The sequence below is a fragment of the Maribellus mangrovi genome, from assembly GCF_037646455.1.
GTDB lineage: Bacteria > Bacteroidota > Bacteroidia > Bacteroidales > Prolixibacteraceae > Draconibacterium > Draconibacterium mangrovi_A.
This window is the reverse complement of sequence record NZ_JBBIXN010000007.1, coordinates 192,166-204,487: the sequence shown is the minus strand read 5'-3', so window position 1 is coordinate 204,487 and position 12,322 is coordinate 192,166. Positions and strand designations below refer to the sequence as shown.

General features: G+C 42.9%; 8 protein-coding genes. 7 read left to right on the top strand and 1 reads right to left on the bottom strand.

Going from position 1 to position 12,322, the window contains the following annotated elements:
• The first annotated feature begins 406 nt into the window (after positions 1-406).
• From WFY05_RS20715 to WFY05_RS20685, 7 genes are all read left to right on the top strand, one after another.
• Entirely contained in the window at positions 407-829 is a 423-nt protein-coding gene (locus WFY05_RS20715) for a hypothetical protein (protein WP_340114848.1), read from the top strand.
• Positions 830-895: 66 nt separating this feature from the next.
• Positions 896-2,320 (top strand): c-type cytochrome, encoded by a 1,425-nt coding sequence (locus WFY05_RS20710; RefSeq protein WP_340114847.1) that lies wholly within the window; start codon positions 896-898, stop codon positions 2,318-2,320.
• A gap of 19 nt (positions 2,321-2,339) precedes the next feature.
• Positions 2,340-3,608 carry a hypothetical protein gene (locus WFY05_RS20705; RefSeq protein WP_340114846.1) on the top strand — a complete coding sequence of 423 codons (1,269 nt, stop codon included), beginning with the start codon at positions 2,340-2,342 and terminating at the stop codon, positions 3,606-3,608.
• 40 nt (positions 3,609-3,648) lie between these two features.
• The gene (locus WFY05_RS20700) at positions 3,649-5,094 is read left to right on the top strand and encodes a Dyp-type peroxidase (protein ID WP_340114845.1); all 1,446 of its coding nucleotides are present in this window, start codon (positions 3,649-3,651) and stop codon (positions 5,092-5,094) included.
• 39 nt (positions 5,095-5,133) lie between these two features.
• A complete protein-coding gene (locus WFY05_RS20695) occupies positions 5,134-6,336 on the top strand; it encodes a catalase family protein (RefSeq protein WP_340114844.1) in 1,203 nt (400 codons plus the stop codon).
• Positions 6,337-6,345: 9 nt separating this feature from the next.
• Complete coding sequence (locus WFY05_RS20690) at positions 6,346-6,882, top strand: hypothetical protein (protein WP_340114843.1); 537 nt, start codon at positions 6,346-6,348, stop codon at positions 6,880-6,882.
• Positions 6,883-6,930: 48 nt separating this feature from the next.
• Positions 6,931-9,309: a peroxidase family protein gene (locus WFY05_RS20685; RefSeq protein WP_340114842.1), complete on the top strand. Its 2,379-nt coding sequence runs from the start codon at positions 6,931-6,933 to the stop codon at positions 9,307-9,309.
• An 83-nt stretch (positions 9,310-9,392) separates the two neighbouring features.
• On the opposite strand, the gene WFY05_RS20680 is transcribed toward WFY05_RS20685, so the two are convergent.
• The gene (locus WFY05_RS20680; protein WP_340114841.1) at positions 9,393-11,864 is read right to left on the bottom strand and encodes a glycoside hydrolase family 2 TIM barrel-domain containing protein; all 2,472 of its coding nucleotides are present in this window, start codon (positions 11,862-11,864) and stop codon (positions 9,393-9,395) included.
• Positions 11,865-12,322 lie beyond the last annotated feature (458 nt).

Here is a 12,322-nt window from a genome sequence, read left to right as displayed (position 1 = left end):
AAGCCAAAACTCAACCTGGAAGAAATTGTCGAAGAAAGACGTGTTTGCTCTTTCTCTTAGATCGAACTCACGTTAATCTAATAAATAAAGATTTGCTTGTCTTTTATTGTTTGCTTAACTTGTATACGGACATTTTAATCTTAATACTACAGAAGTTACAAATACAAGCAAAAAGAAATAACTCTGTTTTGGAGTAAATATTAACTACTCGAAAATAACTGAATTTGTGACTGAGAGGGCGGAGCTGTGTATAGGCATTTATAATTTTACAGAATCTAAAAGCTAAAAATGGTATTATTAGTTGTTCCAAAAAAATAAAATGCTTCTTCTGAAGATGCCGATGTCGATCTGCGAAAGAATCTCTTTGAATCTATATATGAGTAAAAAGTAAGGGAAATGAAATATTATGAGCCAAAATAAAGAAAGATTCTGGTCGCGTATTTTCCGAAGTGCGGCGATATTTAATTTCGCCATGGGATTACCGATCTTTCTATTTCCGCTTTGGAGCAATCAAGTAGCCTATCTAACTCAAAACATAGATGTAGCCAATACATACAGGTTTTGGCGAGATTTCGGATTTACGGTTGTTGTAATTGGTATTGGCTATTATATTGTATCTCTCGATATCACTAAAAACCGAGGTATTGTCTGGCTTGGGATAATCGGAAAGTTATACGATGTTTCTATACTGAGCTATCGTTTTATCATTGGTATTGCAGGAGCATTTGTCCTTGTACCTGTAATTGTTGATGCAATATATGTTCTGTTATTTATTCTTTTTCTGCGTAGAAAATATCAAGATAATTCTGGTGAGTTCAGATTTTCTTAAGCCTTCATCAATACTTATTTAACAGGGTATTCCCTGAAGTTCACCGGTAACTAAAAGATCACATTTATGAAAATTAGAATTTCTGTAATAATGGTTTTGATTCTAGTGGCTGTACTGGGATTTATAGCATATACCAACCTTTTTCGGGAGGTTCCTGTAATTTACACTTCTGATGAAGACCTTTTTAAATATGGTTCGCTGGGAACGGAGAAGTCGGGTCTTCCTTTTTATGTGTGGGAAGTATTTCCTCAGCTGTTTCCCGAGTATTTACCGGCAGGAGCAGATGGGATGAGACCCTATTCCTACTTTGGTTTTATCTGGGAAGATGGCCGGGATATCCCGATTGGATTAAGTAAAAAGACGATTGGATTTCCTCGTTTAGGCGTTAATTGTGCCATGTGTCACACTGGCACTTTCCGAACTCAACCAAATGATAAGTCAAAACTGATATTGGCCGGCTCGGCGCCTCAATTTGATGTGCAGGCCTATCAGCGTTTTCTTTTTAAATGCGTAAATGATCCAAAATTTTCTCCGGAGAATGTTGTGAATGAAATCAAGAAGAATCACGACTTATCATTAACAAAAAAACTTATTTACCGGTATCTGATAGTTCCTAAAGTTAAGAATGCACTGCTTGAACGTGAGGAAAATGTAGCCTGGCTTGAAGATCTTCCGCCACATGGTCCGGGCCGGTCGGGACTGGGTTTGCTGAGTCTTCCACTCGGAATTCCACAAGAGGATACGGAAACGGTTGGCGGTTACGATATAATGACATTGTGGAATGCAAAAGCACACAGAGGGCAGCCGATTCACTGGGATGGATTTAACACCAAACGATTTGAGGTGTTTCTTTCGGCTTCAGCAACGATGGGGGCGGTAAAAAAAGATCTTGAAATGGACAACCTCCGGCAGTTGGAGAAATACCTCGATGAGATACAACCGCCTGATTATCCGTTTCTTATAAATAATGAGCTGGCCGGAAAAGGACAGAAGATATTTGTTGAAAACTGTGCGTCTTGTCATGCTGCCGGCCATGCAAATGTGGGGAAAGTTATTGATATTGATTTGGTTGGAACTGATCCGTATCGTTTAAGCTCATGGCCGGAATCGGCAGTAAAAGCTTTGGAAGAATGGAGCACCGAAGAAGAGTATGATTCAATATTTACACATTTCCGAAAGACCAATGGTTATAAGGCCGTTCCGCTCGATGGCATTTGGGCAACAGCACCGTACTTGCATAATGGATCGGTACCAACTCTAATGGATCTTTTACTGGAACCTGAAAACCGGCCAAAAGTATTTTACCGCGGTTACGATGTTATTGACAGCCTTCATGTTGGTTTTGTATCGGACGTGCCCGAAGAGAGCGGATACAAATTCTTCAGGTACAACACTTCAGATATTGGCAACAGCAACCAGGGACATACCTACGGAACGCACCTTTCGCTCAACGAAAAGAAGTCGCTGGTTGAATATATGAAAACACTTTAGCAACTTCGATTTTAAAGCTATGCAACAAGGCGCTTGCACCCTGCAAACGAGAATTAAATCCAAGGCCATCAACGATCTGGAAGCTTTACTGGCAGTAATCAATAATGACCTTGAAGGAAATGGTATTATTCCATTAAAGAGAATGAGTGATACTCACTTTGCCCGCTTTGTAATTCTCAAAGAATTAAGTGAAGAAAATGGTCAGGATATGCGTTTTAGCCTGGTGTTTTCCAGTAATTTCGATGGCTCCATAGAAAATCATTTGAGGCAGATCGTGGAATTGGCAGGCGAAGGGCTCGATAAAGTTTATCAGTTTTGTGAGGATTATCCTGACAAGCCTACTCCGGACAGCCGGTTGAATTATTTGCGCAGTCATCAAATTAAGTCACAGGCTTTCTATGTCAATACAGTCGGTAGAACTCTCCATCAGGTTAAACAGGATATCCAGCTTCGCGAACAAATTGAGCAGTTTCTGGATCAACGTGATTGGTCGGATTACGATGTCGAAAATTTGCGTTCTGCCATTCAGAATTTTGTCACAAAAACTCCGTCACTCAAATGGGCGACACCTTCCGACACAAAACGCAAGTCATTTTGGAGCGCCGGAGAAATGTTCAAGTTTGCTGTCATTGTAGTGGTGGGTATTGTTTTATTACCGATTATAATCCCTCTGTCTCTGATTGGGATTGTAGCTTTGAGAATAAAAGAAAAACAAGACAACCGGGCGAGCGATCCTGTAGTCAAAAATCTCAAACGTCATCCCGAGCTTGTCATTCGTGAAGACTTTGCAGTGCAAAATCAGTTCAGTGCAATAGGATTTGTGAAACCGGGTTGGGTACGAAACCTGACCATCAAAATTGTGCTTTGGGGAATCAACCTCGGTGCGCATTTCCTGTATAATAAAGGCAAACTTACAGGTGTAGACACCATTCATTTTGCCCGGTGGATCATGCTTGATCAAAACCGGCGGGTACTTTTTTTTAGCAATTACGACGGCAGCCTGGAAAGCTATATGGATGATTTTATCAATAAAGTGGCCTGGGGTTTAAATGCAGCTTTTAGTAATGGCATCGGTTATCCGAAAACAAACTGGCTGGTTAAAGATGGTGCAAAAGATGAACATGCCTTTAAAGCATTTATAAACAAACATCAAATTGTTACCCAGGTCTGGGATACCGCATATCCGGGGCTTTCTGCCGTAAATCTTGCTAATAATGCAAAGATCAGAGAAGGTCTTTGGAGTACGATGGGGATAACGGAAATTGAAGAATGGCTGCAAAGATTTTAATCGAATCTGATTTTTTGTTTCATAATTAAACAGAATCTGAATGGGAACTCAAGAATACACATTAGAAGTTGATGACATTCAAGGCATAATTGTGCGTGGATATTCAAAGCTCGAGGCGGCATGTTTTGTATTTCTGAAAATTACGGATGCTGGCAAAGCAAAACATTGGTTGGCAAATATGGCGAATAAAATAGAGGATGGTACTTCCAACCCGGCGGACTCTTGTATGAACGTTGCTTTTACTTTTGAGGGATTGAAGGCTCTTGGACTCAATTCATACACTTTATCTTTATTCTCGAACGAGTTTCAGGAAGGTATGACATGTGAATACCGTAGCCGGATTCTGGGCGATCATGGTGAAAGTGCCCCGGATAAATGGCAGTGGGGAGGCCCGAAATCAGAACCAATTCATATTTTATTGATGCATTATGCCAGTGACGAAGAAACGCTTCAAGCATTTTACGCAAATAGCTCCGATGCATTTAAAAACGACGGCCTGACTCAGGTTGGTCCGAAACTGGAGACCTTATCACTGAACGGAAAAGAACATTTTGGCTTTGCTGACGGTATATCGCAACCAATTATTGCAGGGTTGTCAAAAACCGGTGCCGAAGAAAATACGCTTCGTGCCGGGGAATTTATACTGGGGTACCCGAACGAATACGGTCAGTATACGGTAAGCCCCATGGTAAAATCTGCCGATGACAGCAAAGAAATTTTACACGGAGATATTAATGGTTCCGAAGACCATGACTTTGGTCGGAATGGAAGTTACCTGGTCTTTCGCCAGTTGCATCAGAACGTTCAGGAATTCTGGCAGTTTATGGATCATGAGACTAGGAATCCGGATAACAGCGTTAATCCTGACGAAAGAATAAAACTGGCATCAAAAATGGTGGGGCGTTGGCCAAGCGGCGCTCCTTTGGTATTGAGCGAAGACCACGATCGGCCTGAATTGGGGAAAGAAAACGATTTTTCGTACCACAACACAGATCCACAGGGTTTGAAATGCCCGGTTAGCTCGCATGTACGCCGGACGAATCCACGAGGTTCGCTTCCTCCAAATCCCGGATCGAAGGGTGCCATTGCCATTGCAAAGCGTCATCGTTTGCTTCGTCGTGGCCGATCGTATGGTAAACCCGTCGATCCGTCGCTGGCTCCCGAAGCCATGTTGGGAAGCTCGGATAGAAATACCGAACGCGGACTTCATTTTATTTGCTTTAACGGTAACATCAGGCGACAGTTTGAATTCATTCAGCAAACCTGGGTGAATAACCGGAATTTTGCCGGATTATATACAGATCCCGATCCAATTATCGGAGATTGTGACACATTGAAACACGGACAGCCTTCAACATTTACGATGCCCGCACATCCGGTTCGAAAACGTGTACACAATTTACCGCGCTTTGTAGATGTTCGTGGTGGCGCTTATTTTTTTATGCCCGGTATTCGTGCGATTAAATATTTGGCAACCAATTCCTGATTGTCTTTATAAATAACTCCGGAAATAGAAATTGGACAAATGGCAAAGTGGTTCCACAATGTTTTAATTCGCATCGTATATTTTATCCGGCGCTTAAATCCCGTCTACCGAAATACTTTTGATAAATTGTTTAGAAAGCAGATCTCGGCTGTCACCCAGTTTTTGATCAATCTGTGGCGAAAAAACGAAAAGCTGGGGATCGCTGAAGAGAAGTTACTTCTTAATGAAGAAGAGATAACGCAGCAGATTACCAAACAAATGACTGCGTTCTTGGCCAAACACTATCAGCACAGTACCGCTGAGCGAGCCGGTAATACAAAAACGTACGGTTTGTTAAAGGCGCAATTCGAAGTTTTACCTGAGCTGGAAGAGCATTTAAAAGTCGGAATCTTTAAGCAGGGAGCTACTTATCCGGCATGGGTAAGATTTGCCGGTCCAGGCCCTTTGGTAACGCCCGATATAAAAAATAACGGGGTGCTGAGTATCGGAATTAAACTGATGGGTGTCGAGGGCAAAAAACTGATCGATGATGAAAAACATACCCAGGATTTTACTGGAATAAGCGCACCTACATTTACAACTCCGAACATTATTGAAAACCTGAAACTACAAGAACAAATTTATAAAGGAACGCCGTTGTATTACTTTCTCAAACCGTTCGACTCCCATTATCTCGATGCGATTATGCAGGGATTGTACGCCAAAACGCATGCGAGTCCACTGGATTTGCAGTATTACAGCTGTGCAGCCTATTTATTTGGTAACGGACGTGCTATCCAGTATTCGCTAAGACCGGGAACACACGAGAAATCGAAAGTGCCAAAGCATCCATCCGATAATTATCTGAGGGAGGCCATGGTAAAAACACTCGGAAAGCAAGAAGTATGTTTCGACTTTTTGATCCAGTTTCAGACCGACACACATAAAATGCCTGTTGAAAACGCATCGGTAGTATGGCCCGAAAAATTGTCGCCCTACATAAAGGTGGCAACACTGCGTATCCCGGTACAAAAATTTGATTCTCCTGAGCAACTTGCCTTTGTCCGGAATCTGTCGTTTAATCCCTGGCATTGTATTGCAGAACACCGTCCGTTGGGCAACCAGAACAGGGCCCGGAGAACCATCTATTACGAAACATCGAAAGAGCGGCAGAAAATGAATGCCGAAAAAAGAATTGAACCGGGGCCTGAAGAATTCTTCAGTGAATCAAATGTCGATTTCAACATGAAAACACAAAATTAAGGAGGCAATATGTTACAAGCAAAAGTAAAAAAGACACAAAATGAGAAAATGACCAATGTACGTTTGGATGACCTGCCCAAAATGCGGCGCAACGAATTGGATGAACTGTATTTACTGGCAACAACACCAACAATTGAAGAGGTTAAAGGAGTTACAGACGGCCGGATACTCACGGGAGTTATTCCATTTAACAAGTATTTTTCCTGGATTCCCTGGAAGGGAAAAGTTTTTGAACCACTTACTGCAAATTCCGGAAAGGGAATAAACCGAATCGAAGTCGGGAGCTTTAAACGGAAATGGTTCTCTTATGAAACCAGCATTATTCCGCCTTTGTTTGGTAACGACGATGTACTCACGCTCGATTATTCCAACCAGGGAAATATCTGGCCCATTCGGCTTGTCAGGGATGATCTTAAAAAACTGCACGACGGTTTGTTTCTGGGGGCAGTTTATTTGAGATCAAAAAAAGGATACAAGTTCACGCTTTATTTTGCACTTGGCCTGGCCAAAAATAACGAACCATTTAAATCAAATAAATACAGATAGGACTCAATTCCCTGAAATCTATCTTTCAACTAATAAGGAGGATGTAACATGAAAAACGCCCAAGAAGCAATTGCTGAAGTACAACTGCTATTTAAGGAGAACAAATACAAAGAGGCTATCGAATTTCTTAAATCGAAAAAGTTGGGACAGCATGAAGAATTATTAGCCCTGGCTTATTTCAAATCAGAAAATTACAAACAGGCCTCGAAGTATTATCAGGATGCCCTGACAAAGGATCCGGAGAATACGGACTTGCAGGAGATGTTGGCCTTGTCAAAAGCAAATGCTGCAGCCGAAGTAAATGTTCAGGTTCCCGATTTGCATTATTACGACCGTGATACGCTGCTGGCAAAACCCAGTGTTCCTGAAGGTGCCTTGCCACCCAGGCCAGCGCCGGCGCCCGCACCCGGTTTAATGACGAGCCTTCGATTGGTGTTGGGGAATACTACCGGAGCAATCGTATCGGTTTTGATGGATGGTTTGACTCATTTGTGGGGAGGAATTGCCGGTTACCGCGACAAGGTTTGGACAAACTGGTACCGGCGCCCCATTACCTTGGGAATTCTGACCCTGGCTTTTATGCGTGATAAGCTGAACAAAAACAACCTTAAAAGTACCTATCCAAAAGGAAGTTTAATTGGATTTCAGCCTGAAGGACAAACACCGCCCGAAGGAGTATCGCATTACCGAACCGCCGACGGGAGTTGGAACAATCTCACCAACCCGATGGAAGGTGCAGCAGGTACGCGTTTTCCCCGAAATGTAGAAGACGAAGCGATTAAACCGGAAACAGGCGATCAATTAATGACACCAAATCCGAGAAAAATTAGCCGAACACTTTTAACGCGCGGAGAGAAGATGAAAGAGGTGCCGTTTTTAAACCTGCTTGCGGCATCCTGGATCCAATTTCAAAATCATGACTGGATTACGCACGGTGAAATGGATGGCCGTCCGGGTGTTAAGCTCCACGAAATACCGCTAGACGAAGATGACCCGGCGCGCAAAAAATTCTGGCAGTCGAAAATATTTGTTGCAAAAACCCAGGCTGACCCGACTTATATGTCCGACAAAGATAAGACCCCGGTTACTTTTATTAATGAAGTGACCCATTGGTGGGACGGTTCGCAGATTTACGGCAGCGATCAGAAAACCGTTGACAGTTTGCGTAGTGGTGTCGATGGAAAAATAAAGTTGAATGATGACGAAACCCTTCCTCTCGACGAAGAAGGAATGGAGAAAACCGGAATGGTGAGAAACTGGTGGGTTGGACTATCCATGTTGCACACCGTTTTTTCGCGGGAGCACAATGCCATCTGCGACCATTTAAAAAAGCATTACCCCGATTGGGATGACAATCGATTATTTAACGTGGCCCGGCTGATCAATGCTGCAATCATGGCGAAGATCCACTCGGTGGAATGGACACCGGCTGTTTTGCCCAATCCGGGACTCGATCAGGCACTAAACGCCAACTGGTACGGCATCTTAACCAATCTTTTCAAGACCGGCAAGCACCGAAAAACGCTCGCGGATATCAATGTCCGCAACCCTGAAATGGGCGGTGTCGTAGGAAATCCTATCAATAAACATGGTGAAGCCTATGGCTTAACCGAAGAATTTGTTGAGGTTTACCGCCTGCATTCATTCTTGCCGGAAACACTCCACATAAGAAAACACGATAAAGGCGAAATTGAAGAAGAAATTCCTTTTGCGGCATCGCGACAAGCCGGATCGGGAAAAATAACCAAGCGGGTAAAAATGGCTGATCTCTTTTATTCATTTGGCAATCAGCATCCCGGTCAACTAGTACTCAATAACTTCCCGAAGTTTATGCAGGAGCTTGGCATACCGGGTAATCCCTTATTCGATATGGGAGCCGTTGACATACTGCGGGCTCGTGAACGAGGTGTACCCCGCTACAATGAGTTCCGCCGGCAACTGGGATTAAATCCAATCCGCACCTTTGAAGATCTTTTTAATCCGAAAATGGAAGGAAGTGTTGGAAAGGAAATGTTACCGAAACTAAAGGAAATATATGCTAATGATGTTGAAAAACTGGATTTACTGGTGGGAACATTAGCTGAAGAAAACCGTCCTACCGGCTTTGGATTTGGCGAGACCATGTTCCAGATTTTTATATTGAATGCAACCCGCCGGCTACAGGCCGATCGTTTTTATACCGATTGCTACACGGCAGAATATTACACGAAAGAAGGACTGGAATGGATCGATAAAACGGATTTTAAAACCGTTCTACTGCGGCATTACCCCGAACTTGCCAATACAGGACTGGCCAACATCAGGAATGCTTTCGAACCCTGGGATGCCAACGAAAAACTCGATCCGGGCAGACATCCCTTGCGTGCATTTAACAAACAAACTAAAAAGAATCCGTGGCTGGGAGATGCTTACCAAAAGGCAAAATAAAAGGAGAGGGGAGGTTTACTTTTCCCGGCAGATGATATTTAAAGCAAAAGGCGTTTACAAATTTGTAAACGCCTTTTGCTTTTTTATTTTACTACAATTTTTGTTTCGGCCGGCTCTAACCAGTTGGCTGAAAACTTTACTGTAAATTCGGCAGGCTCGTCTCCTGCACGAACGTACGCGATCATTCTGCCGTGATAAACACGGTGTTCATTGTCAGTATAATCCGACATATCTGAATTATTGCTGGATTCCAGTCCCAGTAACCTGGCATCGCCAAAAACCTGACATCTGACTTCGTCGTCCGACAGCATTACCGGCACTCCCTGCTCATCAACCACCTGAATAACAATTTGAGCAACTCCTTTTTTATCGATCGTATTTTCTCCATCGATAATCTTAATGGCATACGGACGTCCGGAAGATTGAATGTTGTAACTGCTTATTTCATTTTCATCAGCATCCATTCCCACGACTTTTAATGTACCTTCCCGGAAGGGAATATCCCAGAAAATAATTCCTGTTTCAGTGTTATAAGCTTGGGTTTCGCCTACCTGCTTCCCATTGAGTAAAAGTTTGGCTGAGGCTGCGTTGGTATAACACACCACGCGAATCAGTTGTCCTTCATCATAGTTCCAAATTGGCCAGGCATCCATCGATGGCCCACGTCTTCTCCATCTTTCATTTATTGGGTAGGTTCCCAGATATGCCATAGGTTTATCCGACCAAAGCGACTGACGAAAATATCCTCTTGGTTTGATAAATCCACCAAAATCGAGCAGACCAGAGTAAAACCCGCGAGACGGCCAGCGTCCCGATTCACCCAGATAATCAATTCCCGTCCAAAGGAACTGCCCAAATATAAAATCACGTGAAGTAACCGCTTTCCATGCATTCATGTCGTGTCGGTTTTCACTGCCGTAAATCACGCGATCGGGGTATTTAGCATGATCCTGATCATACAGACTCTCTGTATAATTATAACCGGTAATATCCAAAGCAAAAGGGTATCCGGTCTGGTTCGACATGGCCACACCCGCCAATCCGGCTGTCGTTGGTCGGGATGGGTCGTATTTCTTGACCACTTTCACCAAACGTTCGGCAATGGCGCCAAGCCGCATTGCATCGGGTGCATCTTCTTTATAACCACCAAAAATTGGTTGTGTAAAACCGGTTTCGCCACCACCATCCAAAACCGGATGAGAGTATGGATCGTTCGGATAATCCACTTCATTTCCAATACTCCAGGCAAAAATCGACGGATGATTCCGATCGCGCTGTACCATATCGCCCAAATCCTTCTCTCCCCATTCCTCAAAAAAATCGTATGATCCCTGGAATCCCGGAGTACCAACATTCCAGCCTTGCAACCATTTACGTTTCGGAAATTCCCATTCATCAAATGCTTCATTTAATACCAGCAGTCCCAATTCATCGCAAAGCTCATACAAATCGGGAGCCTGCGGGTTGTGACTGGTACGAATGGCATTTACCCCAATTTCTTTTAATTTCAGCAAACGCCTTTCCCACACTTCGCGAGGAACAGCTGATCCCAGCACACCGGCATCATGATGCAAACAAACACCCTTCAATTTCATCCATTCTCCGTTTAAAGCAAAACCTTTGTCCGGATCGAAACTAAATTCACGGAAACCAGTTGTTGTTGTGGTTTCGTCTATTACGGTTCCGTTCTGTAAAATCGAGGTCTTCAGTGAATACAAGGTTGGATCATCGAGCGACCAAAGTTCGGGTGCAGCAACTTTAAGTGCTGTTTTTATTTTCCCCGATTGTTTGGCTTCCACCTCCAATTTCTCGGAAGAATTAGCTACAACCTTATTATACGGAGAGAGTAACTCATTTTGAATAACCAGTTCGGTTGGCGAATTTGTTTCGTTCAATACTTCCACTTCCACATTCAGGTTATATCCTTTTTTTTGATTTTCCGGATAGGCATAAACGCCCCACTGGTCGATATGAACCGGATTTGCATAAACCACCCAAACGTCGCGATAAATTCCTGAGCCGGTGTACCATCTCGAATCGGCCGATTGATTGTGATCGACCCTGACCGCAATCAGGTTATCTTCGCCAAAATTGATATAAGGAGTGGCATCGTACGCAAACGAGATGTAGCCATTCGGACGCTTCCCGAGCGACTTGCCATTTACAAATACTTCGCTGCGGTTATAAACGCCTTCGAAATAGAGGTAAACTTTCTCTCCAGATTTTTCCGTCGGGATAAAGAGCTGCTTCCGGTACCAGCCAATGCCGCCCGGTAAATAGCCCGTAGCGCTGGCCAGCGTCGGACTCAATTGTTGTGTCACACTCCAGTCGTGCGGCAGGTCAATCCTTCGCCAACGGCTGTCATCAATGCTTGTCTGTTCACCATTCTCCACATCTTGCAGTGCAAACTTCCAGTTTTGATTGATCTTTTCTGCCTGCCCAAATCCAATTTGAGCAATAACTGAATTAATACTGATTGTGTTAAAAATCACAATTCCAATTACAGCCAAAGTAAAACGGGTGATGATTCTTTTGTACGAGTTGAGTAATCGCATTATTAAAGTTTTATTGGTTTATATCTTTTTAAGGCTGATAAAGCTACTTAATATTACCAAATCTCCATATAGCTTTTAATCGTCAGTTTGTAGATAAAAATTTGTCAGCGTTCCAACGGTCGGCAATTCTTCAGAATATTCGTGCTCAATTTTTAACTATCATTTAAAACTCGGTTGTGGCAAAGTAAGAAGCAGGAGTTTTATATGTTTATTTTAATGTAGCCGATCATTTGAATCTGTAAATTATTCCTACGAAAGTTGCTATTCAGAGGTAAATAACTATTTTTAGTGCCAAAATCAGAACTAAACTATTCTGTTTGGTTTCTCGTAGATGTCTAGGGTTTTCTTTGGAGTTATGCTGAAAATATAATCTACGAATGATTTATTATAAACGTTTTTATTACATTTTTGAATGTAACTTGCATCGATTTTTTTAGGTATTATTTTAATATTTCGCT

What these genes read in the sequence shown, in the direction of transcription:
- WFY05_RS20695 (WP_340114844.1), top strand. Translation starts at nt 5,134, where the DNA reads ATGGCAAAGTGGTTCCACAATGTTTTAATTCGCATCGTATATTTTATC.
- WFY05_RS20680 (WP_340114841.1), bottom strand. Translation starts at nt 11,864, where the DNA reads ATGCGATTACTCAACTCGTACAAAAGAATCATCACCCGTTTTACTTTG.
- WFY05_RS20690 (WP_340114843.1), top strand. Translation starts at nt 6,346, where the DNA reads ATGTTACAAGCAAAAGTAAAAAAGACACAAAATGAGAAAATGACCAAT.
- WFY05_RS20710 (WP_340114847.1), top strand. Translation starts at nt 896, where the DNA reads ATGAAAATTAGAATTTCTGTAATAATGGTTTTGATTCTAGTGGCTGTA.
- WFY05_RS20705 (WP_340114846.1), top strand. Translation starts at nt 2,340, where the DNA reads ATGCAACAAGGCGCTTGCACCCTGCAAACGAGAATTAAATCCAAGGCC.
- WFY05_RS20700 (WP_340114845.1), top strand. Translation starts at nt 3,649, where the DNA reads ATGGGAACTCAAGAATACACATTAGAAGTTGATGACATTCAAGGCATA.
- WFY05_RS20715 (WP_340114848.1), top strand. Translation starts at nt 407, where the DNA reads ATGAGCCAAAATAAAGAAAGATTCTGGTCGCGTATTTTCCGAAGTGCG.
- WFY05_RS20685 (WP_340114842.1), top strand. Translation starts at nt 6,931, where the DNA reads ATGAAAAACGCCCAAGAAGCAATTGCTGAAGTACAACTGCTATTTAAG.